General features: G+C 59.4%; 20 protein-coding genes. 19 read left to right on the forward strand and 1 reads right to left on the reverse strand.

What is annotated here, in order from left to right:
• Positions 1-61: 61 nt before the first annotated feature.
• Positions 62-1,534, forward strand: a complete 1,473-nt coding sequence (locus tag ACJMKZ_RS16270; RefSeq protein ID WP_405234273.1) for an O-antigen polymerase — start codon at positions 62-64, stop codon at positions 1,532-1,534.
• Here the strand turns inward: ACJMKZ_RS16270 and ACJMKZ_RS16275 are convergent.
• Positions 1,507-2,229 (reverse strand): dTDP-4-amino-4,6-dideoxyglucose formyltransferase, encoded by a 723-nt coding sequence (locus ACJMKZ_RS16275; RefSeq protein WP_405234274.1) that lies wholly within the window; start codon positions 2,227-2,229, stop codon positions 1,507-1,509. The two genes, ACJMKZ_RS16270 and ACJMKZ_RS16275, sit on opposite strands and share 28 nt — an antisense overlap.
• A gap of 371 nt (positions 2,230-2,600) precedes the next feature.
• Between ACJMKZ_RS16275 and ACJMKZ_RS16280 the strand changes: the two genes are divergently transcribed.
• The 18 genes from ACJMKZ_RS16280 to ACJMKZ_RS16365 all read left to right on the forward strand — a co-directional run bounded on the left by ACJMKZ_RS16280 (position 2,601) and on the right by ACJMKZ_RS16365 (position 26,008).
• On the forward strand, positions 2,601-3,374 hold the full coding sequence (locus tag ACJMKZ_RS16280; protein WP_405234275.1) for a class I SAM-dependent methyltransferase: 774 nt from the start codon (positions 2,601-2,603) through the stop codon (positions 3,372-3,374).
• A gap of 347 nt (positions 3,375-3,721) precedes the next feature.
• Complete coding sequence (locus tag ACJMKZ_RS16285) at positions 3,722-4,777, forward strand: glycosyltransferase family protein (RefSeq protein ID WP_405234276.1); 1,056 nt, start codon at positions 3,722-3,724, stop codon at positions 4,775-4,777.
• Positions 4,774-5,754 carry a sulfotransferase family protein gene (locus ACJMKZ_RS16290; RefSeq protein WP_405234277.1) on the forward strand — a complete coding sequence of 327 codons (981 nt, stop codon included), beginning with the start codon at positions 4,774-4,776 and terminating at the stop codon, positions 5,752-5,754. Before ACJMKZ_RS16285 ends, ACJMKZ_RS16290 begins: the two co-directional genes overlap by 4 nt.
• A 1,207-nt stretch (positions 5,755-6,961) precedes the next feature.
• Positions 6,962-8,629 (forward strand): heparinase II/III domain-containing protein, encoded by a 1,668-nt coding sequence (locus ACJMKZ_RS16295; RefSeq protein WP_405234278.1) that lies wholly within the window; start codon positions 6,962-6,964, stop codon positions 8,627-8,629.
• 50 nt (positions 8,630-8,679) lie between these two features.
• A complete protein-coding gene (locus tag ACJMKZ_RS16300) occupies positions 8,680-9,918 on the forward strand; it encodes a glycosyltransferase family 4 protein (protein WP_405234279.1) in 1,239 nt (412 codons plus the stop codon).
• Complete coding sequence (locus ACJMKZ_RS16305; RefSeq protein ID WP_405234280.1) at positions 9,915-10,844, forward strand: NAD-dependent epimerase/dehydratase family protein; 930 nt, start codon at positions 9,915-9,917, stop codon at positions 10,842-10,844. Before ACJMKZ_RS16300 ends, ACJMKZ_RS16305 begins: the two co-directional genes overlap by 4 nt.
• A gap of 17 nt (positions 10,845-10,861) precedes the next feature.
• Positions 10,862-11,875: an MraY family glycosyltransferase gene (locus ACJMKZ_RS16310; protein ID WP_405234281.1), complete on the forward strand. Its 1,014-nt coding sequence runs from the start codon at positions 10,862-10,864 to the stop codon at positions 11,873-11,875.
• 361 nt (positions 11,876-12,236) lie between these two features.
• Complete coding sequence (locus tag ACJMKZ_RS16315) at positions 12,237-14,015, forward strand: polysaccharide biosynthesis protein (RefSeq protein ID WP_405234282.1); 1,779 nt, start codon at positions 12,237-12,239, stop codon at positions 14,013-14,015.
• Positions 14,016-14,140: 125 nt separating this feature from the next.
• Entirely contained in the window at positions 14,141-15,517 is a 1,377-nt protein-coding gene (locus ACJMKZ_RS16320) for a UDP-glucose dehydrogenase family protein (protein WP_405234283.1), read from the forward strand.
• Positions 15,518-15,521: 4 nt separating this feature from the next.
• The gene (locus tag ACJMKZ_RS16325) at positions 15,522-16,601 is read left to right on the forward strand and encodes a mannose-1-phosphate guanylyltransferase/mannose-6-phosphate isomerase (protein ID WP_405234284.1); all 1,080 of its coding nucleotides are present in this window, start codon (positions 15,522-15,524) and stop codon (positions 16,599-16,601) included.
• Positions 16,602-16,822: 221 nt separating this feature from the next.
• On the forward strand, positions 16,823-18,193 hold the full coding sequence (locus ACJMKZ_RS16330) for a prolyl oligopeptidase family serine peptidase (RefSeq protein WP_405234285.1): 1,371 nt from the start codon (positions 16,823-16,825) through the stop codon (positions 18,191-18,193).
• Positions 18,194-18,470: 277 nt separating this feature from the next.
• Positions 18,471-21,395 (forward strand): penicillin acylase family protein, encoded by a 2,925-nt coding sequence (locus ACJMKZ_RS16335; protein WP_405234286.1) that lies wholly within the window; start codon positions 18,471-18,473, stop codon positions 21,393-21,395.
• Positions 21,396-21,535: 140 nt separating this feature from the next.
• A complete protein-coding gene (gene hflK, locus ACJMKZ_RS16340; RefSeq protein WP_405234287.1) occupies positions 21,536-22,603 on the forward strand; it encodes an FtsH protease activity modulator HflK in 1,068 nt (355 codons plus the stop codon).
• A complete protein-coding gene (gene hflC, locus ACJMKZ_RS16345) occupies positions 22,600-23,547 on the forward strand; it encodes a protease modulator HflC (protein ID WP_405234288.1) in 948 nt (315 codons plus the stop codon). Before hflK ends, hflC begins: the two co-directional genes overlap by 4 nt.
• Complete coding sequence (locus ACJMKZ_RS16350) at positions 23,547-23,813, forward strand: hypothetical protein (RefSeq protein ID WP_405234289.1); 267 nt, start codon at positions 23,547-23,549, stop codon at positions 23,811-23,813. Before hflC ends, ACJMKZ_RS16350 begins: the two co-directional genes overlap by 1 nt.
• 208 nt (positions 23,814-24,021) lie before the next feature.
• The gene (locus ACJMKZ_RS16355; protein ID WP_405234290.1) at positions 24,022-24,273 is read left to right on the forward strand and encodes a type II toxin-antitoxin system ParD family antitoxin; all 252 of its coding nucleotides are present in this window, start codon (positions 24,022-24,024) and stop codon (positions 24,271-24,273) included.
• Positions 24,266-24,556 (forward strand): type II toxin-antitoxin system RelE/ParE family toxin, encoded by a 291-nt coding sequence (locus tag ACJMKZ_RS16360; RefSeq protein ID WP_405234291.1) that lies wholly within the window; start codon positions 24,266-24,268, stop codon positions 24,554-24,556. The genes ACJMKZ_RS16355 and ACJMKZ_RS16360 overlap by 8 nt, the downstream gene beginning before the upstream one ends.
• A 96-nt stretch (positions 24,557-24,652) precedes the next feature.
• Positions 24,653-26,008 (forward strand): phosphohexomutase domain-containing protein, encoded by a 1,356-nt coding sequence (locus ACJMKZ_RS16365; protein ID WP_405234292.1) that lies wholly within the window; start codon positions 24,653-24,655, stop codon positions 26,006-26,008.
• Positions 26,009-26,081: the final 73 nt, after the last annotated feature.

Raw genomic sequence — 26,081 nt, forward strand, 5'->3', positions numbered from 1 at the left:
GCAAGAGCCACCCATCGCGAGTTAACGGTGATTCTTTGCTGTCGTATCAACCTTAGACAGTATGCTTGAGATTTCCAAAATCCGGCTCTTTCTTTATCTCGCGATATCGTTAGTCACGACGATGGCATTTGTGGTGACGCTGCAAACTCATCCATTCCCAAGTTACACAGGGGCTCTCACGCTGGCGTACATCCTGGCGCTCCTTGTTCCGTTTTGTCTGATCTTTGGGGCCGAGCTGGACCCTATCGAGCCGATTCTGTGGTTTTCGTTGTTGTACTTTCTGATCGTTCCCGGCGCAGTGTACTTTGCCTGGACTGATTTCGAGACATCCGAGCATCTACTGTCGATGACGCATTCCCAGAAAGCACGTGCGCTCGAAAAGGCGCTCTTGGCGCAGCTTGCCGGCTATGTTGCTTTCGTCGTCGGCTACTACGTCGTAAGAGGTCGCGTCCATCGCCGGCCGATGCGATTCGGAATGGGCCACAGAATTCCGGATTCTTTCCTCCGACTCACTGCGGGCTTTGCGCTGGCGATTGGGTTGGGGAATTTTTTATATATTGCGCTGAGCTACCCCGGAGGATTGCTTGACTACCTAACGACATTCGGACTGCGTCATCACCGGTTAGCGCTGATTGGCGACAACGTCACCCAGATTGGTTATCAGTTCCTTACGGTGGGGCTGTTCCTATGGATGCTCGTGATTTTGAGAAACAGAAAGACTCTGACGCGCTCTTTCGAGATTGCAATCTTCCTGTTGATCCTCCTCGCGTGCCTGGTTGCAATTCTTAGTAACGGTAGGATGCTTCAGTTTTTGACCAGTGTACTTGTTCTTTGGGCGCTGGCGCTGGTCTATCGTGGTCGAGGGGTACGATTTCGGCAGATGATGTTCGTTGCACTTCTAATAATGGGGGCAGTACTGGCCTATACGCTGCGGGTATTTAGCGTCGAATCCGCCAGAGCGGAGGCGCCATTAGTTGCAGTAGCGTTCTTTCAAGAGTTCGGCGGACTCTTGGGGTATTGGTTGATCGACAAGGGAAACGTGCCGGATCTCGCGGTTGTGATGAATATCCTCACCTTCAGGGACTTCATAGAATTCTATCCGATGCTCGGAACATCGTTTGTGTCGTGGGTCAGCGCGTTCAGTCCGATGACTGAAGAATATCAGAACGTTGGCCGTATTCTCGGTGACGCATGGTACGGGATACCGGGTGGTGTGCCCCCGACAATAGTAGGAGAGGTGATCTTGAATTTCGGACTGACTGGGATAGTGCCAGTCATGATGATACTTGGGATCATCTTCGCCGCAGTCTATCGCTATGTTCGGAGAAGATCCGAATTTCTAATCTACGTCGTTTATTTGTCGCTACTTTTCAAGTTCGTATTCATCCTGCCAAAGGGCGAAATAAGCAATATAGTGGGTGCAATCTGGCATTTCGTCCCCACGATCATACTGTTTGGTGTACTAAATCTTGTTGTAGGTGCTATCGACAATTACAAACGATGGAATCAAGGGTCAAGACGATCGGTTAACTGACCGTCTTCGTCCGGCTCCAGCGAGATCTGGACGAATACCTTCCGCCCATTCCGGTCGACGAAATAGGCGTTGCGAAAGTCATCGTGCGTTAGAGCGCGCAGTCGTTTCAAAAAAGTGTCGAAGGTGCCGTGTTCATCAAGGTCCAGCCGGCACAGATCCTCGAAATCAGCGCGAAAGTTGACGTTGCCCTCGCTTTCAGGCCGGCTGGTCACGTAATCGTGATCGCGGAGCGAGCCGAAGCACTCCAGGAGCATTTCTCTTTCAAGCGATATGAGCTTCTTATATGCGGTACCAGATGTATCCCATTCCTCGATGCGGCATTCTCGTCGAAGGATGATAGGTCCGTGATCCAGTTGGTCGTCAATCTCGTGAATAGTCACCCCGGCCTTTTTACCATTGATAATCGAGAATACTTGGGGATACCAGCCTCGGTTGTAAGGGTTGTAGCCGGGGTGGACGTTGATACACCGTATGGATGCCAGCAATTCTCGATTGAAGAGTTGTTTGCAGTGTATCGACAACACCAGTCGATAGTTGCTCTTCACCCATTCGATACGATCGTTGATCTTTAATCTGGCGACGCCGGGCAACGGACCTTGCGGCGACTGGAACACGTCGATCTCACCATGCAGGTTCTGCAGTTCAAGAGCGAGAGCGAGGGAGTAGGGATTATCCGTGAGTATAAGGGTCTTCATGGCCAAACTCGGTATTACACCCAGTTTATCAATATTCGTTACACAGCTCTATCAGCATACGCTTGTCGGGCATAGATCGTTTCTTGGATCGGCGCAACTGCAATTAGTCATCTTGATCAGTTCTTCGACCTTCACCGGCCGGTCTTTACTGTCCGCATTGAGGGTGCTCGTCATCGATATCGAATTCTTGTATGCTCGCATCGCGAGCTTGATTGCGGCACGCAGAATCCAATCGCAGCCTGTTTTCTTCTATCGGGGTGGCTCGCATAGAGGTAGGGACAGCCTGTAGTGTCGGGTGTTAGATTTGGGCCAATGGCAGTCGTGGCCATTTGTCTGACGTGACACGGCAGTTGCGCTTACGGAGACAATTAATGGATCGAGAAACTACTCTGAAGAAGTTGTCGGAATACACGTTCCACCATACTGTGGACTTGGGCGATGGTATAAAGACACCCGGCCCACCCATCAGCGCCAAGCAACGTCAGGTTATCAAGCTGATCGAATCACTGGATCTGGAAGGCAAGCGAGCAGTTGATCTTGGTTGTGCCAATGGGCTTTTTGCGTTAGCCGCCGAGAAGCAGGGTGCAGGGGAGGTGTTAGCCGTCGATCATACGCAGATGTACATCGAATCACTGCGCGATCTGATTATCCCCCGATTGGAATCCAACATCATACCTGTGCATCGGAACGTAATGGACTTCAAAGGTGAAGAGTACGGTAAGTTTGATCTCGTCGTATTTGCGGGGCTTCTCTATCATCTAAGGTACCCGTTCGCGGCGCTGAAGACGATAAGAGACCTGCTGCGAGACGATGGCCATCTCATACTCGGAACCGGGATCATCGAAGACTTCAATATCAACAGTGTCTTATATTGCCCTTCCCCTGCCGACACACCCTCAGAATCCCGCGGCGGCAACTCCTGCTCTTTCTTTAACGAGAAGGCTCTACGGGAAACGCTGGAGTATTTCGGCTTGCGGATCGTTAGCAAGGCGGTCGCAGTAAGCCCCCTTCGGCGGCTCGGCAAGAAAATTTTCCGCAGACGCCTTACGGGATACCGCATCAGTGGCACGGTGATTCATTGTCGTCGGGACCGATCAATCGAAAACCCGGAATTGATAGAGTTCTACGAAGCCGTTACGCAATAGTCTCGATACTCCACGATGGTGTCAGCCGGAATATCTGTCGGGCTCGCCATGTGTTGTCGAGAGACTGGGGGCGCGCAGGCGGAAGAAGTAGATTGGTCACGAAGGAAGGGCGAGCCCGGTCCTCTCGATCGAGGTAATCGACAGTAGCTCAGAGTTTGACGATCGACATCAGCAATGCTGCGCTGTCGGTAAACGGGGTCCGATCCAGCTCGCGCAAACGACAGCATCCGATGACCTTATCGTCACCGTTGGTTAGAGCATTACACGGAATACGCTTAGTGCATGCGTCAAGGGAGCTAGCTAGAGATCGGGCGTCGATGCACGCGTGATACGCGGAGATAGTTGAGATGAGGGTTCTGTTCATCTTGAATCACGCGCCAGACTATCGTGAGCGCTTCCTCCGAATGCTCGGGCACGATGTAGAACTTACCGTCGTCGCGCAGCCGTGCTTGCCAGATGGCTTGCATCCACCAGAGCGTCGTGAAGCCTATCAGTATATTGAAGTCGCTCCATTTCAGTTCGCTGGGTTTCGATGGCAAAAGGGTTTGGCCGATATCCTTCGCAGTCAAGACTGGGACATTATTTGTGTTAGCGCGAATATGCGGCAGCTCAGTCGCATCAGTCTCTTTCTTGGCAATCCGGAGTATCGACGACGCTGGATTTGGTGGGGACTCATTTTCGGGGAGAATGACTCACGTCACCTTGCCGCGGTCAAGAAGCGACTCATCTCGCGGGCGGCGGCTTGCCTCGTGCATAGTCGTCAAGTGGAGCGCCGGCTTATGCGGGAGTTCGGTGTTCAGGCCCAGTCCTTTAATAATACCCAGACGCTGCGCGCGGAGTACCGTGACGCGACGTTTTCTTTGGAGAAAGACGTTCTCAAGTTGCTGTTTGTAGGTACGAACAAACCAAGAAAGAGATTGGACCGATTAGTCGCGATCGCTGAACGTAGAAGAGATGTTGCGATAAGGGTGATCGGCCCGGGAATGGACACTCTTGGAGTGCCAGTCGATAGTGAGGGCAATGAGCGACTGAAGGCGTTTGGACGGACTACAGGTGCAGACCTGAATAGGCATTTTGATTGGTGTGATTTTGTCGTCAGCCCAGGCAATGCGGGATTGCTGGTGCAACTCGCGGCCCAACATGGCAAGGGAATCGTTGTTGATCGAGACAGCTATCATGGGCCGGAGGTTGAGTTAGCGCATGCCAGTGGGCAACCTTTCATCGATTTCGGATGCACGGGCGCGGTGGATAGATTTATTGACTCGACAAAGGGTCGATACGACCTTTTGTCGAGCTATGGAAGGTCGTTACGGGAAGTTGCGAGAGAAGAATATTCGTTGGAGAACATGGTTCGAGTGCATCTTGATGTGTTCGCGCGACTTGACAGGGAGAATCGTCGTTGACCAGCGCACAGCCTCGGCTGATTTTTGTCGTTGGGGTGGGGCGATCAGGTACCTCCCTGTTGCAGAGCATGATGGCGGCACATTCGAAGATCTCCTACTTGCCAGAGACTTCGTTTTTCAGGCGATATGTGTCGACCAAGTCGCTAGGTAAGCTATATGAGAGGGATGGCAAGAGGAGCGTAGTCGATACGTTGAATGCTGATCCTCACTTTCTGCGGCTCGGATTAGACGCGAGCCGAATCGTCGATGCGTCCATGGACGCAGGTGGCAACCTAGACCTTGCGATCTATACGCGAATATTGCGGTCGTTCGTTCGTGGAGAGACTTATTTTGTTGGAGATAAGGACCCGCGGATGATCGAGTACCTTCCGCTCCTCGCGGCGTGCTTCTCCCGCTGTGTCGTAGTGAACATGGTCCGGGATCCCCGGGATGTCATCGTGTCAAAGAAAAAGGCGGATTGGTCCGCAGGTCGGCACGTCTGGGCATACGTCTTTGCGAACCGCGTGCAGATGAAGTCCGCGGTCTGGTACGGGGAGCGTCGTTTCGGCAGAAGGTATCTGGAAGTAGTCTACGAGGACCTGATAGACAAGCCCGAGGGTACACTGCGGCGGATTTGTACGGCGATCGGCCTCGACTTCGAGTATTCAATGCTGACGTTTGGAGATGCTGCAAAGAAACTTGTTGCGAATAATGAGATGGCGTGGAAGAAAGAGACGCTAGGACCACTATTGGCATCGAATAAGAACAAATGGAAGGAGGAGTTGCCCCGGCGTGAGGTGCGACTGACCGAACTTTGCTGCAAAGACGCCTTTAAGATCGGAAATTATACCTTGGAGACCGGTACGCGGGCCCTAGGGCTGCCCAACATGCTTTGGGTATTTACTGGATACTGTATTGTCGTCGCAGCAACCTATCCATATCTGTTACTCCGGTTCTTCGGTTTATCGCACAGATGGAAGAACCCGGCAAAATCCTAGGACGTTTGCTCTGGGCAGACTCCGACCGACTGATCGTCGGTCGCGGGCCGGACTTGTTGGAATCGAGGCGTGATGGCCTTGGTTGGCACCGGGTTTCTAGGCTAACCACAACAAGAACAGACGTATCTCTCAGATTCCTACCTTTGGTCGGGCGATTGCTCCGGAGAGGTATTCATCATGTTTCGCTGGCGGAATGCGGGTTCTGCGCAGTGGTCGATGGTCAAGTGGTCGTGCAACGAAATAGAGGGGAACGCCTTCAGCGGCATGAATTAGTCGGGTCTCGCCCACTCGCACTCTGTGCAGCGGAGGGAGCCTATTATTATGGTGAGTATAGAGCAAACCACGAACGTTCACCCGTTAGTGTATGGAAGTATGATGGAGGCTCATCCGATTGGCGCGCAGTTTGGACCTTCAAGGAAGTAAGGCATATTCATGGCGTGTACTTTGACTCGTATACGCAGTCTTTTTGGGTTACTACTGGAGATGAGGACGACGAGTCAGCGGTTTGGCGAAGCACCGACGGTTTTCGCTCCCTGAGTTCGATTATCAGCGGATCGCAGGAGAGCCGGGTCGTGTCCCTTCTTTTTACAGATCGACATGTCTATTTCGGCACGGATAGTCCTCATAGGGTCAATTATCTCTATCGGATGGATCGCACTGGGGATAACCTCTTGCGATTGCAGGAAGTTGGTGGGAGCGTTTTTTACTCCTGCAAGGTAGGAGATGCGCTGTTCTTTTCGACGGCTGTAGAGCCAAGCGAGGCGAACAGTTCCCGTTACGCGGAAGTATGGGGCTCGATGGATGGATTAGCGTGGAAGAAGGTCATGGAATTTCGCAAGGACCTTTGGCCGATGAAGTGGTTTCAATACGGGCAAGTTCTATTTCCGAATGGCCCGGGGGACAGTCGAAACCTGTACGTGACGCCTTTCGCAGCGCAAGGGCATGGGGAAACGTTGGTTCTTCCCCTTCGAGACGTCTTTGAGTGATGACAAGAGAGCGGCGGCCGGGCTCAGCCGCTTAGTTCAGTTGTCGGGCTTCCAGGGATGGCCAGCGATGCGTGGAAGGCGAGGACGGCTGCAAGCTGCAGACCAGGATGCGTACTAATATCACGTATCTGGAACCTGTGCCTTAGGGGTACCACGGCTCCGCTTGTTGAATTTCGGGATTATTTTGACGACTTCAGGCTGCGGTCTTTCGTCCGGCTTAGATGAGGTTGATTTTGGCGCGCTTGGCTAATATTCCTAGATACTGGCGTACCGTGCGCTATCTCCGTTGGAAGCAGATTGTTTACCGTCTTTACTATGCGTGGCGCGTTCCGAAAGCGAAGCACATAAAAGGACCTATAGGTATCCGAGCTTTGAGTCCGGCCTTCCCAGCATGGCAAGAGCCGGGTTGGAAGAACGCGCGAACCGTGCGCTTCTTGAATCTGGAAAAGAGACTGCCAGATCAAAGGAAATGGGAAGTTGCTGAGTCCCTATTGTGGAAATATCATCTTCACTACTTCGATGATCTGGCTGCAAAGGGCGCTGCCGCTCACCGAGCGCTGCACTCTTCTCTAATTTCTGAGTGGATCGATGCGGTAACGGATCAAACATCCCCAGCCTGGGATCCTTACCCGACATCCTTGCGAGTTGTCAATTGGACCAAGTTCTTTCTGAGGAATAGGGACCAATATCAGAACGATCCGCGAGCCCTTCATTGTTTGGCAGTCCAAGCAGAGTCGATCTCCAAACGTCTTGAATATCATTTGCTAGGCAATCATCTTCTCGCAAACGCGAAAGCTCTAGTCTTTGCAGGTACTGTGTTGGAGTCCCGGCGTTCACGGGCTTGGCTACGCAGGGGCCTGGAGGTTCTGGATCAGCAATTGCCGGAGCAATTCCTGGAGGACGGGGCACACTACGAACGTTCTCCGATGTACCACAATCTAGTCGTGTGGGATTTGTTCGACTTGATACGCATTGGATCGAGCGGCGGAATTGGCGAAATTGACCAGAGATTGCCCAGCTGGCGGGCGCTCGCTACACGAGCCCTCGAGTGGTCGCAGATGGTGAGTCATCCGGATGGTGAAATTGCTTTCTTTAACGATGCGGCGCTTGGAGGATCACCTTCCGTACCCGATCTGATCGCATACGCAAAAGAGCTAGGGCTAGTTACGCAGTACGATCAAGACCAGCCATCTCGGGAAGAAGTAGTCGTACGTCGATCGGTTAGCGGATATACGGTCGTTGAGGGACCTTCTTATAAAGCTATCCTGGATACGGCGCCGGTTGGGCCAGATTTCTTACCCGGCCATGCACATGCGGACACACTCAGCTTCGAGTTCTCTGTGAGCGAACATCGAATTCTTGTTAACGGCGGAGCATCAACATATGCAGCCGGACGAAGACGTGATTGGGAGCGGTCTACAGAAGCCCACAATACCGTTGAAGTGGCAGGACTAAATTCATCAGAGACTTGGGGAGCTTTTCGGGTCGGAGCTCGCGCCTATCCCGTGGATTACCAATGCCGAGAGATTCCGGGAAAGGGGTGGGAGGTTGTGTGTGGTCACTCCGGGTATTTGCATAGAGGCGTGAATACGCTTCATCGACGACGATGGTCATTCTTTGAGCGTGGTTTTCAAATACAGGATGAACTGGAGGGGGAATGTACAGAGGGAGCAGCTTTCTTTTACTTGCATCCGGACTGTACGCTCGAAGGTCATCCGCCAGACTCACTGCGCATTCGGGTCGGTAGAGAGGCTATGAACGTAGAAGTGACAAATGGGCGGCTATCGTTAGTTCATGTGCAGTGGGCAGAAGCATTCGGACGTCTACGCGAGACAACGGGAATAAAGGTGATTTTTCAGAATAGACTCTCTATCGAGTTTTCAATCTAGGCGTCCGTAGCATGTGGTGTCACGCAGGCGGCAACAGAGATTATTGAGAGATGCGGATACTTGTTTTTTCAGATCATTTCTACCCGGAACCGAGTGCGCCTGCTGCGCACGTATTCGAACGCGCAAAGAAATGGGTCGAGATGGGCCATGACGTGACGGTTATATGCAGCGCGCCGAACTTTCCGGAAGGTAAAGTCTACGACGGATATACGAATGCTTGGCGGACCGTCGAAGACCTATCGGGCGTGCGGGTTGTCCGGGTCAAGACGTACGTGACGGTAAATGAAGGTACGTTTCGACGTACCTTAGATTATTGCTCATACTCGCTGTCGTCTTCGTTCTTCTCGCTATTCGAACAAAGGCCTGACGTAATTCTCTCGACATCGCCGCATTTGTTTATCCCGGTGGCTGGCGTCTTTGCCGCAATGTCGAGACGCGTTCCACACGTATTCGAGATTCGTGATCTCTGGCCGGCGAGTTTGGTCGCGACCGGCGCTATGAGCCGGAGCCGTATCCTACAGGGGCTGGAGAAGCTGGAGCTTTGGCTGTATCGCCGCTCCGAGAGAGTCATGACATTGACGCCGTCGTTCAAAAGAGATCTTGTTTCGCGGGGTGTCAGCGATGGGAAGATCGACGTTGTGGTCAATGGCGCAAATCTGGATCTTTTCCGTCCGATGGAGGTCAAGGACGCGGAGATAGTCTCGAGGTATGGCCTCGAAGACCGGTTCGTGGTTGGCTACCTCGGGACCATTGGGTTGGCGCATGGTCTGGAGAATGTCGTGGCTGCAGCCGAGCATCTTCGGGATACGGATGTCTGCTTCTTTTTCGTTGGCGTTGGCGCAGCAAAAAGAACGCTCGAGGAGATGGTGGCGAAGAAAGGGCTGTCAAACGTCGTATTTGCGCCAAGGCAACTGAAAGAGGATATGCCGCGGTTCTGGAGTGTTTGCGATCTGTCGCTCATCCATCTGAAAGACGATCCCGTTTTCGGTACGGTCATTCCGTCGAAGATCTTTGAATCCATGGCAGTGGGTGTAGCGGCGCTATATTGTGTGCCGCGCGGCGATGGCAGTGATATTGTGGAGAAGCATCAAACGGGGCTCGTTGTGCCGCCAATGAACCCGGAAAAGCTAGCGGAGGCTGTGATGTCCCTGCGCAATGACGAGGCACTCCGCAGAAAATTTGCGGAAAGTAGTAAAGCGGCGGCAGGGAAATTTTCCCGACATAAGCAAGCGGAGGCATCACTTGCCGTACTTCGGCAAGCGGCAGAAGAATATGGGTCGTCGCAATGACAAGGGTCTTGATAACCGGGGCAAGCGGATTCATCGGGAACCACCTGGTCCCACGTCTGGCAAAAGATCATACTGTCAGGTGCGCAGTACGGGCGTTTGGCACTTCGTCAGCGGACTGGGGCGCGCAGTGCGAGATTGCAGTAGTGGGCGATATTGGACCGTCGACTCGGTGGGAAGACGCGTTACATGGCGTGGATTTGGTCGTTCACCTCGCTGCGTTGGCCCATAAGAATTCCCCGGACCCCGAGCAATTGGAACGGGTGAATGTGGAAGGGCTCCGCCAGCTTGTGAATGCATGTGAGATATCGGGTGTATCCAGGATCGTGCTGCTGAGTAGCATTGGGGTGCTGGGAAATAAGACTGGACAGGAGTCGTTTACGGAGGAATCTCCCCCTTGCCCGCATGACCTGTATTCGCGTTCAAAACTCAAGGGGGAAGAGTTACTGCGCGAGAAATCAGGACAGTCGGCCTTGGAGTTCGTCATCATCCGGCCGCCGCTCGTTTATGGCCCGCAGGCGCCGGGCAATTTTGGACGAGTTGTCGGGATTGTAAAACGCGGAATCCCGCTACCGTTTGCTGGACTTCAGAATCGGAGAAGCCTCATCTCCGTGGCCAATTTGGTCGATTTCATCGCTTTGGCGGTGGCTCACCCAAATGCTGCAAACGAGACTTTCGTGATCTGTGACGGCGAAGATGTTTCTACACCCCAGCTGTTCAGTGCCATAGCCAAGGCTTGCGGTAAGCGACCGCGGGTGTTTTACGTGCCCCTCCCTATTCTTAAGCTGGCGTTTGCGGGTATCGGGAAAGCTGACTACTTTATCCGGCTTTGCGAATCGTTGAAGGTGGACTCTACATATGCGCGTGAGCGACTCGGCTGGCAGCCCCCACAGTCGCTTGAAGAGGGGCTAAGACAAGCCTGCGTTTGACAGTTCAATAACTCTACATGACGTCGAATGTGATCTTCGCTATTGCGGTATTTGGGGGCGCCTATTTGCTCACTGGATTGGTACGCCGATTCGCGCTCCAAAGCAACATGGTTGATGTTCCGAATGAGCGTAGCTCGCATAATGTCGTTACACCGCGCGGCGGCGGTGTTGCGATCGTCCTCGTTTTTACCGTAGTTCTCTTGTACTGGGGACTTGCGACCGATTCCGCGTTGAATCCGCTGATTGCTCTTGGAGGAGCGCTTCCGGTCGCGGCGATCGGATATCTGGACGACAGGTTCGGCATGTCGGTGAGCATACGGATGCTCGTGCACGTTTTGGCCTCCGGCTGGTTTGTATATTGGGTATCGCCGGTGGCGCCAGTTCCATCATTAACTTTCGTGGTTTGGGACTCTTGGGTACTCGATGTGATGGCTGTGCTGTGGATGGTCGCACTACTCAATTTCTATAATTTCATGGACGGCATAGATGGACTAGCGGGGGTTGAAGGCGTGACCGTCGGGTTCGGCGCGGCTACTCTCGCTATGCTTAATGGAGATTCCCAGTCAGCGTTTCTCATTGCCCTACTTGCATGCTCAGTGTCGGGTTTCTTGATCTGGAACTGGCCTCCGGCACGTATATTCATGGGCGACGTTGGAAGCGGTTTCGTTGGCTTCACGTTCGCAGGGCTGGCGGTTGTAACGCACGACAATGGCGCTTTGGTAATCTGGTCGTGGCTGATTCTTCTCGGACTCTTCCTCGTAGATGCGATCGTCACTTTGCTACGTCGTATGATACGTGGAGACAGAATTCACGAAGCACACAGGACTCATGCCTATCAGCGGGCAACCCGGCGGTTCGGCAGTCACCGGCCAGTGACAATTGCCGCTGCGGCGATTAACTTGTTCTGGCTGCTTCCCTTTGCGTGGGTCGCGGCTGCTAACCCTTCATGGGGCCCCGTCGTTCTGATTCTTGCATGGTCGCCTCTTGTCGCCGTTGCCTTTTGGCTCGGCGCAGGACGTCCTGATCCCTAGTGGATCACGGGTTCGAGAGATCGCTCTGTGCCCGTCGATGTAAGAACCTTGATTCGGCGCACACTTTGCCTTTGACATTGGTTATACTATGTCAAATATCGTCAGCAAGGCCCTGAATTGCCTTAAGAAGGACCGTTTTCGCTGACGTTACAGCGGGGAGCACGTGAGCCCACAGGAAAGGAAATCGCTGGGACGCATTCGGGCATCCATAGTCCAGCTATCTCGGCCCGCCAAGCAGACTGTCATGCTGGCGGCGGATTCGGTCGCCATCCCCCTCATTGCACTGATTGCGCTAGCCGTCACGCTCGCTCCTGGCTGGCCTTCCGTTGCGCTGGGCACGACGGTGGCGGGCGTCGTGTTGATGGCTACTGTTCCCGTGATGTGGGGCATGGGGCTCCACCGCTCGGTGGTCCGATTCATGGGCCTGGATCTCTTCGTCAACGCGTTCCGCGTGGCGACCTTGTCGGCGGTACTGCTCACGTTACTCAGCGTGCTGCTCCCCACGGTTCAACTCCCCATCCGGACGATCGTCGTAATATGGGCCGGCATCCTCATCTGGATCTCGGGTAGCCGCCTGATGGCGCGACTATTGCTGCGCGGGTCACGGCAGCGCGCTGACCGTGTGATCATATACGGCGCCGGCGAGGCCGGGGTGCGGTTGGCGCAGTCGTTGACCAGCGGACAGGACTACTTGCCGGTCGGCTTCGTGGACGACAATGACAAGCTGTGGGGCAGCGTGCTGAATGGCCTCGAGGTGCATCCGCCGCGCTCGATGTCGTCCCTGGCTGATGAACTCGAAGTCTCCCGAGTGCTCCTCGCACTCCCGAGTGCTTCCCGCCGCCGCCGCCGGGATATTCTTCTCAAGCTGGAATCTCTGGCTGTTCACGTCCAGACCATTCCCGACATCACGGACCTGGTGACGGGCCGCGCGAAGGTCGACTCCATCCAAGACGTCGACGTGGAGGATCTTCTCGGCCGCGATCCCGTACCACCGGTTCCGGAGCTGCTGGACGCCTGCATCCGCGGCAAGTCCGTGATGGTAACGGGTGCAGGCGGTTCCATCGGCTCGGAGCTCTGCCGCCAGATCGCCCGGCTGGGTCCTAGTCGACTGATTCTTCTTGAGATTTCAGAGATCGCGCTTTACAACATCGAGAAGCAACTGTGCGCACTGAAGGAAACGGAGTCGCTCCAGTTCGAGCTGATCCCGCTACTGGGCTCTGCCCATCATAAGCCGCGGATTCGTAGCGTGATGAGCTCCTACGGCGTTCAGACCGTCTACCACGCTGCCGCCTACAAGCATGTGCCCATCGTGGAGCACAACGTACTGGAAGGCGTGCACAACAACGTGTTCGGAACGCTGCATACGGCGGAGGCCGCGCTGGAGGCGAAGGTGGAGACCTTCGTGCTGATCTCCACGGACAAGGCCGTGAATCCCACCAACACGATGGGCGCCACAAAGCGCTTCGCTGAGCTGGTGCTGCAGGCACTGCAGGAGCGCTCCGAGGCCACCACCTTCTGCATGGTGCGCTTCGGTAACGTGCTGGCCTCGTCCGGGTCGGTGGTGCCACTGTTCCGGGAGCAGATCCGCCAGGGCGGTCCCGTGACGGTCACCCACCCGGACATCATCCGCTATTTCATGACGATCCCCGAGGCGGCCCAGCTGGTGATCCAGGCGGGTTCCATGGGGCAGGGCGGCGACGTATTCGTGCTGGACATGGGCAAGCCGGTGCTGATCCGGGATCTGGCTTACCGGATGATCCATCTCATGGGGCTGACCGTCCGCGACGACAACGATCCGGACGGCGACATCGAGATCCACTACACGGGTCTGCGGCCGGCGGAGAAGCTCTACGAGGAGCTCCTCATCGGCAACGATGTCGTGGGTACAGACCATCAGCGCATCATGCGGGCGGCGGAGGCTTATCTATCCTGGGACGACCTGGAGCCCCGCATAAAGACTCTGTGGGACGCCTGCCAGCTGGGCGACTGCGAGACCGCACGCTCACTCTTGCTGGAGGCGGTGACCGAATACCAGCCGACGAACGAGATCGACGACCTCGTCTGGCGGCGGCGCAAGGTGCTGGCGTCCGGCAAGAAGAGCGCCAGCGTCACCGACATTACGGTGCGCCGTAGCAGCTGAGATTGCCCCCGATCACGCCGGAATCTGCCGATTCTGTCACTTACAGTACTCCTGCAATCGCTATAATTTCGGCGCTACGCATCACTCATGCCGTCCGCGGCACCTGACACCATAAGGTTGGCGAAATGAGACTCACTATCTTCGGCTCCGGCTACGTGGGCCTGGTCACGGGCGCCTGTATGGCCGAGATGGGCAACCACGTGGTCTGCGTCGATATCGACGCGGACAAGATCAAGCGCCTGAACAAGGGCGAGATTCCCATCTACGAGCCCGGGCTGGAGCCGCTGGTCGAGCGCAATGTCGAGGCGGGCCGTCTCGAGTTCACCACCGACATCGAAAAGGGCGTGGACCACGGTACCTTCCAGTTCATCGCGGTGGGCACGCCGCCGGACGAAGACGGTTCCGCCGACCTGAAGCACGTGCTTGCCGTCGCCGAGAGTATCGGCAAGCACATGAAGGAGTACCGAATCATCGTGGACAAGTCCACGGTGCCGGTGGGCACGGCCGACAAGGTGCGCGAGCGCGTCGCCCGGGTGCTCGCCAAGCGGGGCCTGCCGCTGGAGTTCGACGTGGTCTCCAACCCGGAGTTCCTGAAAGAGGGTGCGGCGGTCACTGACTTCCTGAAGCCGGACCGCATCGTGGTCGGCGCCGATAACCCGCGCACGATCGAGCTCTTGCGGGTTCTCTACGAGCCTTTCACTCGGCAGCACGACCGGCTGATCGCGATGGACGTTCGCTCGGCCGAGCTGACCAAGTACGCGGCGAACGCCATCCTGGCGACGAAGATCAGCTTCATGAATGAACTGGCCAACCTGGCCGAGCGTTTCGATGCGGACATTGAACAGGTACGTGTGGGTATCGGCTCGGATCCGCGCATCGGTTACCAGTTCATCTACCCCGGTATCGGCTACGGTGGCTCCTGTTTTCCGAAGGACGTGCAGGCGCTGGCCCGGTCCGCAACCGCCGTGGGTTACGACGCCGAGTTGCTGAACGCCGTGGAGTCCGTTAATAACCGGCAGAAGCGACGGCTGTTCGAGAAGATCCGCGAGCACTACGATGGCGATCTTTCGGGTAAAACCTTCGCGCTGTGGGGCCTTGCGTTCAAGCCCAAGACCGACGACATGCGCGAGGCGCCCAGCCGGGTGCTGATGGAGGCGCTGTGGGACGCCGGTGCGAATGTCCGCGCCTATGACCCCGTGGCGATGGAAGAGGCGGAGCGCATCTACGGCAACAGGGAGGATCTCGTCTTCTGCGAATCGTCCATGGAGACGCTGGATGGCGCGGATGCACTGGCCATCGTTACCGAGTGGCAGGAGTTCCGCAGCCCTGACTACGACACCATCAAAGACAAGCTGGCCCAGCCCGTAATCTTCGACGGACGCAACCTCTACGAGCCGCACCTCATGGAGCACATGGGTTTCACGTACTACGCGATCGGTCGCGGCCACATTCCCGGCCGGGAGGAGCGCGTAGCGGCGCCGAAGCGGCGCAAGGACGACTGACGCCGTGATCGTCCCCGTCATCCTCTGCGGCGGTTCCGGCACCCGGCTGTGGCCGGCGTCCCGGGCGGGGAACCCGAAGCAGCTGCTGCGCCTGACCGGCGAGCGTTCGCTGCTGCAGGAGACCCTGCGTCGCCTGGAGGGTCTGGCCGGCGACTGTGCCCCGCCCATCGTGGTCTGCAACGAGCAGCATCGATTTGCGGTCGGCGAACAGCTTCTGGAGGTACTGGGGCCGGAAGCTGCATCCAGCGCTTCCATTATCCTGGAGCCGGCGGGCAGGAACACCGCACCGGCGGCCGCTGTGGCCGCGCTCCTGGCCGAGGCCGTCCACCCGGGCGAGAATCCGCTCCTGCTGATCCTGCCGGCGGACCACATGATCCGGGATGCAGACGCCTTCGTCGCCGCGGTGCGCACGGCGCTGCCTTCGGCGGAGGCAGGCAATCTGCTGACCTTCGGCGTGGTGCCGGATCATCCCAACACGGGCTACGGCTACATCCAGGCGAAGCCGGAAGGCGCGGGTGCCGTGCCGGTGGCGTCCTTCGAGGAAAAGCCGGACGCCGCGACCGCCGAGCGCTATATCGCCGGCGGCGAACACTTCTGGAACAGCGGCATGTTCTTCTTCCCGGTGCGCGAGCTGCTGGCGGAGCTGGAGACGCACGCGCCGGAGATCCTCGCCGCCTGCCGCCGCTCCGTGGACGGCCGGGAAGAGGGCGACTTCGTCCGACTGGACGCCGAGGCGTTCGACGCCTGCCCGTCGGATTCCATCGACTACGCGCTGATGGAGAAGACGAACCGGGCGATGATGGTGCCACTGGATGCCGGCTGGAGCGACGTCGGCAGCTGGTCGGCGCTGCACGACGTCGCCGGCAAGGATGGCGACGGCAACTCTCTGTTCGGCGACGTGATCGCCGAAGGCTGCCGTGACACCTACGTGAGCGCGGGCAGCCGCCTGGTGGCGACGGTGGGACTGGAAGGCTTCGTGGTCGTGGAGACCGAGGACGCCGTGATGGTACTGCCGAAAGACCGCGCCCAGGACGTGAAGAAGATCGTGGAACGTCTGAAGAAGGCAGGCCGCTCGGAACTGTAACCGGTAGGAGGGCCTTCAGGCCCGATTCGATCGCCCGATCCTCATCCCCACCCTCACAACACCCGGTTAACATAATTGCGCTTCCCCGATATCCCCCAATCTCCTCTATACTCCCCTTAAGCAGGCACCCGGCGCAGAACAAAAAGCAGACGGATTGCGCCCCTGCATCCGCCCACGGCATTCCTGCGGGCAAGAAAGACAATCACGAGGGGGAGTAATCCATGAAGCGATTCGCAGCGCGTGCGCGCACGTTTTCCGTATGGCACAGGGGAACACTGGCGTCTCTGTTGTTGCTGGTGGTGGCGCCTCTCGCGGCGCTGGCGGCGAAGCCGCCCCAGTATTTCGTCGACGAATCCAAATTGCCGTTCGAGGCGCTGCCGGGTGCGACCGCTTATTGGGGCGTGCACACCGGCGCCGGCTACCGCATCGAGGTGCCTGAGAACTGGAACGGCACGCTGGTGCTGTGGGCGCATGGTTTCCGTGGCGAGGGGCTGGAGCTGACGGTGGATAATCATCCGCTGCGCGAATTCCTGATTCCCAATGGCTATGCCTGGGCGGCCTCCAGCTACCGCCGCAACGACTACGATGTGGCCTCCGGCGTGCAGGACACCCACGCGCTGACGAAGCTGTTCAACGGCATCGTGGCGAAGCCGGACAAGGTCTATATTGTGGGTGCCTCCATGGGCGGCCACGTGACGGCGGTCGCCATCGAGCAGTACCCGAAGACCTATGACGGCGCGCTGCCCATCTGCGGCGTGATGGGGGATTACGAGGTGTTCGACTACTTCTTCGACTTCAACATCGCCGCGCAGCAGATCGGCACGGGATCATCCAATTTCCCGGTCAACCCGCTGGTGTATCTCGGCATTACGGTACCGACGATCAAGGCAAACCTCGAGGCGTTCCCGGGCGGCTGGCCGGCGGTTCTGAATGCCGACGGCCAGAACTTCAAGAACCTGGTGGAGTTGCGCTCCGGCGGCGACCGGCCCAACTTCGATGAGGCCTGGTTCTTCTGGAACAGCTTCCCGGAGTTCGCCAGCGGCCCCGGCAACTTTCTGTTCGACCTCGGCACCACGGACGGCACACTGGTGCGCGCCCCGGGCGTCGCGGTGGACAACCGGGACGTGGTCTACCAGTTCGACACGGACCCCGCCCTGAGCCCGGCCGAGCAGAACTTCAACGACTCCGTCTTCCGCCAGGACGCCGATCCCCAGGCCCGCAAGCCCAACGGTCTGGCACAGGTGCCGACGGTGCAGGGTGACCCCTCCATCCCGGTGCTGACGCTGCACAACCTGGGCGACCTGTTCGTGCCCGTGCTGAACCAGGTGGAGTACGCCAAGCGCGTGCAGGCCAACGGCAAGAGCGATCTGCTGGTGCAGCGGGCCATCCGCGGCGTGAACCATTGCGGCTTCACGGGCATAGAGCTCGCTACCGCGTTCTCCGAGCTGGTCGCCTGGGTGGAATTCGGCGTAAAACCCGCAGGGGATAACTTCCTGGATCCGGCGGAAGTGGCCTCACCGGATTTCGGCTGCCAGTTCACGGACTTCAGCGGCACGACCGGCGACCACCTGCTGGCAACGCCCTGCGATTGATGCACTGAACGACTGTAGGAGGGCCTTCAGGCCCGATTTTTCGATGAATCGGGCCTGAAGGCCCTCCTACAGTCCGTCCTACCAGCCCCTCCTACGTCTTTATTGACGGCGTCGCGTCTGTCTGCGACTCTTTAAACCACATAAGAATAGCGGCCACGCAGAAGACGACGGGAGGGGGAGTCTCCAGTCTCTGACGGTCGACGAACAACCCCTTCCTCGAGCGATTTGCTGATCTGCCTGGTCATTGCCTCTCGCACTCAGACCAGGAGAACACGTTATGTTTAATCGAATCGGGGCTTCGATCGCGACGGCTCTGTTTTCACTTCTGCTGGCATTCCCGCTGTCCGCCGAGACGGTGGAACTGCCCGGGCTCTCGCAGCCGGCGGAGATCGTCCGCGACGAGCAGGGCATCGCCCACATCCGCGCGGCGAGTCAAGAGGACCTCTATTACCTCCAGGGCTGGGTGCACGCCGAGGACCGGCTGTTCCAGATGGATCTCAGCCGACGGCAGCCGAGCGGGACGCTGGCCGAGTTATTCGGTCCCGGCTCGCTGGCCGGTGACGTCGAGCTTCGCACCATCGGCCTTCGCCGCGCGGCCGAGCGCTCGAAGGACGTGCTCAGCCGCGAGACCATCGAGGCGCTCGAGGCGTATGCGCGCGGCGTCAACGATTGGGTGATGCTCAACCCGAACGGGCTGCCGCCGGAGTATGCGTTCCTCGGCTTCACGGAGCGGGAGGATTTCCGCCCGTGGAACGTGGTCGACAGTATCGTCATCGCAAAGCTGATCGCCTTCGGCCTGTCGTTCGATCTCGATACCGGCCTGACGCAGCGGCTGGAGGCGTACGTCGGAGAGCTGGGCCCGATCGGCGCGCTCGTCTTCTCCCAGGATGTGTTCCGCTCGCAGCCCTTCGACTGCGCCTCCACGGTGCCGGACGCGACGGGCGAGTATCCGTTCGAGCCGGCGCCGCCGATGGTGCCGAACCCGTTCGCCTGCCCGGATGCGACGGTGGAGACTGTCGGCAAGGGCAAGGGCAAGGCAAGGGGACGGGACGAGGCCGGCGGTCCGGCTGAGGCGTCCGCCGCCGCCCGGGGCAGGGGTAGCGCTTCCGCCGCGGTCTCGGCGCTGGCCGGCAAGGCGTCCGCCAAGCTGCGCCGCTCGCCCTACATACAGAACGTGCTGGATGCGGACGGCGAGATCGGCTCCAACGAGTGGGGCATCACGCGCGCCCTCGGTGCGAACGGCCGCCCGATCATCGCCAACGATCCGCATCTGGCGCTGAATACGCCGTCTACCTTCTACCCCATGGGCCTGGAGGCGCCGGGGCTGAACGTGTTCGGCAGCACTTTCCCCGGCGTGGCGTTCGTGGTGCTGGGCCACAACAAGCACATCCACTGGGGCGCGACCACTAATCCCATGGACGTGACGGACACGTTCTTCGAGTTGCTCGCTTTCGACGAGACCGGCACGCCGGTGGCCACGATCTTCCAGGGTCAGCCCGAGCCCGTCGAGCTGATTCCGGAGACGTTCTTCTACAGCGACGGAAGCGGCGGGCTCGTAGAGGCGACGGGCGTGCCGGCGGCCACCATCATCGTGCCACGGCGCAATCAGGGTCCGATTATCACGACGCTGGCGGACCCGGCTCCCGGCGCGACGATACCCGCGCTCAGCGTGCAGTACACCGGCTTCAGTGCCACCCGCGAACTCGACACGTTCCGTCTCTGGAACGAGGCCCGCAACCTGAATGACTTCAAGGAAGGCCTGCAGTATTTCGATTTCGGCTCCCAGAACTGGGTCTACGGCGACAACGCGGGCAATGTGGCCTATTTCGCGAGCGCCGAGATGCCGATCCGTACCGACCTGCATCAGGGTACGGTGGCACCCGGCAACCCGGCCTTCTTCCCGCCGGGTGCGGGCATCCCGCCCTGGCTGATCCGGGACGGGACCAGCGGCGCCCACGAGTGGCTGCCGGTGGAGAATCCCCAGCCGGGGCAGGCGATCCCCTACGAGATCCTGCGCCAGGACGAGCTGCCGCACACCGTCAACCCGCCGGCGGGCTGGTTCGTGAACGCCAACAACGATCCGGCGGGCACGGTGCTCGACAACGACCCGCTGAACCAGCTGCGCAAGGGCGGCGAAGGTATCTACTATCTGAACCCGGGTTACGCGGGCGGCTTCCGGGCCGGCACCATCACGAACCGGGTGCGCGAGTACGTCGCCACCCAGGGCGAGCTGAGCCAGGCGGATCTGAAGTCCATCCAGGCGGACGTCTCGCTGCTGGACGCGAAGTACTTCGTGCCCTTTATCACGGCGGCCTTCGATAACGCCGGCGCCTCGGGTGTTGCGGAGCTGGAGGCGTTCGCGGCGGACGACGAACTCTCCGACGCCATCGACTATCTCCGCGACTGGGACTTCACGACGCCCACCGGCATCCAGGCCGGTTACGATGCGGGCGACCCGGTCGTGGCCAGCTGGACCGACCTGCCGGAGCCGAGCGAGGCAGAGATCGCCCACAGCGTCGCGGCGACCATCTACAGCATGTGGCGCGGCCAGGCGGTGCGCAGCATCGTCGATACGCCGCTGAATGCCCGCGGCCTGCCGACGCCGGGTAACACCGAGGCGATGACTTCGCTGCAGCACCTGATCCGGAGCGAGGGCGGCCTGGGCGTCATCCCGTTCTTCGAGGTGCCCGGCCTGAGCGACTTCGACGATCGGCGCGATTACCTGCTGCTGGCGGCGCTGCGCAGCGCTCTCGATCTGCTGGCGAGCGACGAGTTCGCGCCGGCCTTCGGCGCGACGCCGACGCTTGCGGATTACCGCTGGGGCAAGCTGCATCGCATCGTGCTGGATCATCCGTTTATCGGCCCGGCCAGTCTTCCGGCCCAGGGCGGCTTCCCGCAGCCCGTGCCCGGCCTGCCCGGCTTCCCGACGGACGGCGGCTTCAATGTGGTCGACGCCTCTTCCCACAGCGCCCGCGCCGATGGCCTGAACGACTTCATGTTCGGCAGCGGCCCGGTGCGGCGGTTCACCAGTGAGCCCCAGGGCGCCTTCCGCAGCAACGCGGAATCGGTCTGGGCCGGCGGCACGAGCGGCGTGCCGAGCTTCCTGTTCGGCATCGACAACCCGTTCTACGGCAACCTGCTGAACTACTGGCTGGTGAACGAGACCCTGCCGCTGGTGCTGCGTGCGAGGGATGCGGACTAGAAATGTAGGAGGGGCTTGTAGGAGGGGCTTGTAGGAGGGGCTTCAGCCCCGATTCCTCACGTAATCGGGCCTGAAGGCCCTCCTACATTGTCATCGCCAAAACCCGTACACTCTCCCCCTGATTTTCCAGGGAGCGAGAAATGATCCGAGTGGTCGACTCGAACGGCAAGGGACGCGGCGGCGATGGGCCGTCTGACATCACCGACATCATCAACCGCCTGAAATCAGGCGGCGGCGGCAGCGGCGGCGGGCCCTCGGCCCGTCCGATCATCCTCGGCATCGTCGTCCTGCTGCTGGCCTGGGGGGCGATGACCTCGTTCTACACGGTGCAGCCCGAGCAGCGCGCGGTGGTGAAACGCTTCGGCGACGTCATCGGTATTTCCGATCCGGGTCTCCACTTCAAGCTGCCCTTCGGCATCGACCAGACCCAGTTCGTCGCCACCGAGCGGGTGCTGAAGCAGGAGTTCGGCTTCCGCTCGGAGGAAGTGCGCCAGCAGGGCCCCACCCAGTACAGCGAGCGCGAGTTCGACAACGAGTCCGCCATGCTGACCGGCGACCTCAACATCATCAACGTCGAATGGGTGGTGCAGTACCGCATTAACGACCCCATCAAGTTCCTGTACGAGTTGCGCGAGCCCACCCGCACGCTGCGCGACATCTCCGAGTCGGTGATGCGCCGGGTGGTGGGCAACAGGCTGGGCTCCGAGGTGCTGACCGTCGGCCGCGTCGAGATCCAGGCGCAGAGCCGCGACGAGATCCAGCAGATCATGGACCGCTACGACTCCGGCATCCACATCATCACGGTGGAGCTACAGGATGTGGTGCCGCCGCGCGCCGTGCAGCCGGCGTTCAACGAGGTGAACGAGGCGCGCCAGGAGCGCGAACGGATGATCAACGAAGCGCAGAAGCGGGTGAACCAGGAGATCCCGCGGGCCGAGGGCGCGGCCATCCGCACCATCGCGGTGGCGGAAGGTTATGCCACCGAGCGTGTGAACCGGGCGCTCGGCGAGAGCGCGCGTTTCACCGCCGTGCTGGATGAGTACCGGGATGCGCCGGAGGTGACGCGCTCGCGGCTGTATCTGGAGACACTCAACGAGGTGCTGCCGACCATCGGCCAGGTGCTGGTGGTGCAGGACGAGCAGGTGGGGCCGCTGCCGCTACTGGACGTCAACCGCAACCGCGCGCCGCGCACGGGAGGTGACGAATGAAACCGATCATCGCAGCCGTCGCCGTGGCGGTACTCGCCATCGGCGGCATGACCATGCTCTACATTATCGATGAGGCCGAGCAGGCCATCATCGTGCAGTTTGGTGAGCCCATCGGCGACGTGGTCACCGAGCCAGGCCTGCACGTGAAGATGCCGTGGCAGAACGTGCGCTATTTCGACAAGCGCCTGCTGAGCTGGGACGGCGACGTCACCCAGATCCCGACGCTCGGCCGCGAGTTCATCCTGGTGGACACGACGGCGCGCTGGCGCATCGCCGACCCGCTCCAGTTCCTGAGGAGCGTGCGCGACGAACTCGGCGCCCGTACCCGGCTGGACGATATCGTGGATTCCGTCGTGCGCGACATGGTGTCCTCCACTCAGCTGGAGGAGATCATCCGCTCCCAGGATTGGGAGGTGGATGTGGAGGCACTGGAGGAGGAAGACCCGGCACTCGCCCAGCGCGACGACGTGGACCTGCAGCAGAAGCCGAAACTCGGCCGCGAGCTGCTGGAGCAGGAGATTCTCACCCGCGCGCGGCGGCTGATGCCGGAGCTCGGCATCGAGCTGGCGGACGTGCGCGTGAAGCGGGTGAACTACATCGAGTCCGTCCGCCGCCAGGTGGAGAGCCGCATGATCGCCGAGCGCCAGTCGATTGCGGAACGCTTCCGAGCGGAAGGCCAGGGCCGCGCCCAGGAGATCCTCGGCGACATGCAGCGCGACCTGCAACGCATCCAGTCCGAAGCCGCCCGCGAGGCCGAGGAGATTCGCGGCAACGCTGACGCCGAAGCCACCCGCATCTACGGCGAAGCCTTCGGCGCCGACCCGGAGTTCTACGCCTTCTTCCGCACACTGGAAAGCTACCGCGCGCTGGGCGAGAACAGCACGCTGATGCTGCGGGCGGATTCGGACTTCTTCCGGTATCTGGAGGAAGCCCAGGCGCGGTGATGATGCAGGAGGGCCTTCAGGCCCGATTGTTTTATTATGGATCGGGCCTGAACGCCCTCCTACAAGAGGAAATCGTGACCTCTACCCGATTCGTAATCTGCATAGACAACCGGGATTACCCGGTTTCGCTCGAGCGGCGGAAGCTCTATGAGGTGGTGCCGGACGGGGCCGCCGAGCAGCGCGATCAATTCCGCATCATTGACGAGTCCGGTGAGGATTACCTTTATCCTTCCCGGTGCTTCGTCGAGCCCGATATCTCTGAATAAGCTCAGGCGGCGCTCGCCCCGACCTCTCGCGACAGGACCTTGTTGAGATTGCGCGGCACGGCGGAGGCAGTCTGCCCAATTTCTATTTCACGCCAATCCACCAAATTTCCGCTCTGGCAGGTACGACAGTATCCAGGCAGATTCATCGGTATGGAGCCGGTACCGAATGTATGATAATGTCATACTTTGTTACCACTCGGACACCGTGATGAGCATGACACGCAAGACGATAACCGTTACCGATCAGATGGATAAGTGGATCAAGGCGCAGATTCGCTGTGGCCGCTACGGCAACGACAGCGAATACGTTCGCGACCTGATTCGCCGCGATCAGGAGAGGCTGGCCGAATTGAAGCTCGGTGAGATGATCGATGCAGCCGACGCCGAGGGATTGAGCGAACTGACCGCGAGCGAAGTCTGGGAGGAAGCGATATCGAAGGCCAAGGAACAGGTTGGCTGACTATCGTCTCACTCGCCAGGCTGCCGAGGATCTTCGAGAGATCGCGACATTCTCGATGTGTCGATTCGGAGCGCGGCAAGCACAGTCATACGGCGACGAACTGATATCGACCCTGAACATGCTCTCGGGACAGCCTGGGCTTGGCAGTGATCAGGGTCACGTGCGGCCAGAACTTCGCAGGTACGTCTTCGGCTCACATTCGATCTACTATCGCATCATCGACGACGGCATCGTCGTTCTCCGGGTCCTTGGCCCGGGACAGGATCCGTTGGCTCAGCTTTGAGTCGGGAATCAGCCCCGCCTGCGAACACCGCGTCACAAACAACCCGCCGTCCATTTGCTATTCTTGTCCGCGATACGATTCTCAGGAAACATACGCATGCCCATCCAGATCACCTGCTTCAAGGCCTATGACGTCCGCGGCCAGATCCCCGGTCAGCTGGATGCCGACATCGCGTATCGCATCGGCAACGCCACGGCCGAGTTCCTGAAGGCGGAGAAGGTGGTCATCGGCCGCGACATCCGGCTCTCCAGCCCGGAGATGGCCGACGCCATCGCGAAGGGCCTGATGCAGGGCGGCGCGGACGTCATCGACGTAGGCGTCGGCGGCACGGAGCTCGTCTACTTCGCCACCGAGGCGCTGGACGCCCATGGTGGCATCATGATCACCGCCAGCCACAATCCGGCCGACTACAACGGCATGAAGTTCGTCCGCGAGGAGTCGAAGCCCATCAGCGCGGACACCGGCCTCGCCGACATCCGCCGCCTGGCCGAGAAGGACGAGCGCTACGAGCCGCGCGAGTGGGGCACGCGCAGCGAGCACGACATCTGGCCGGCCTACGTCGAGAAGCTGCTGAGCTACGTCGACGTCTCAGCGCTGAAGCCCTACAAGGTGGTGGTGAACGCCGGCAACGGCGGCGCGGGCCCGGTCATCGACGCCCTCGAGCCGCACCTGCCGTTCGAGTTCGTGAAGATCCACCACGAGCCGGACGGCACTTTCCCGAACGGCGTCCCGAACCCGCTGCTGCCGGAGAACCGGGACGTCACCATCGACGCCATCCGCGAGCACGGCGCCGACTTCGCCATCGCCTGGGACGGCGACTACGACCGCTGCTTCTTTTTCGACGAGAAGGGCGGCTTCATCGAGGGCTACTACATCGTCGGCCTGCTCGCGATCTCGCTGCTGGCGAAATCGCCGGGCGAGAAGATCGTCCACGATCCGCGCCTCACCTGGAACACGATCGCCATGGTCGACGAGGCCGGCGGCGTCCCCATCCAGTCGAAGAGCGGCCACGCCTTCATGAAGGAGACCATGCGCCGGGAAGACGCTATCTACGGCGGTGAGATGAGCGCCCACCATTTCTTCCGCGACTTCGCCTTCAGCGACTCCGGCATGATCCCCTGGCTGCTGGTGGCGGAGATTATGAGCCGCCAGGGCAAGCCGCTGTCCGAGCTGGTGGCCGAGCGCATCACCGCCTACCCGGCCAGCGGCGAGATCAATCGGGAGATCTCCGGGACGGACGCAGCGTTCGCGGCCGTGCGCGAGCGCTACGAAGACCAGGCGCTGTCCGTCGACGAGACCGACGGCATCGGCTTCGAGTTCGAGGACTGGCGCTTCAACCTGAGGGCGTCGAACACCGAGCCGGTGGTGCGGCTGAACGTGGAGAGCCGCGGCGATCGCGGCCTGATGGAACGGAAGACCGAAGAGATTCTGAATCTGCTGGATTCGCTCTGATCGGATGTAGGAGGGCCTTCAGGCCCGATTGTTGAATGGATCGGGGCTAAAGCCCCTCCTGCAACCACGGCAT

The sequence above is a fragment of the Lentisalinibacter salinarum genome (genome assembly GCF_040706555.1).
GTDB lineage: Bacteria > Pseudomonadota > Gammaproteobacteria > Steroidobacterales > Woeseiaceae > Lentisalinibacter > Lentisalinibacter salinarum.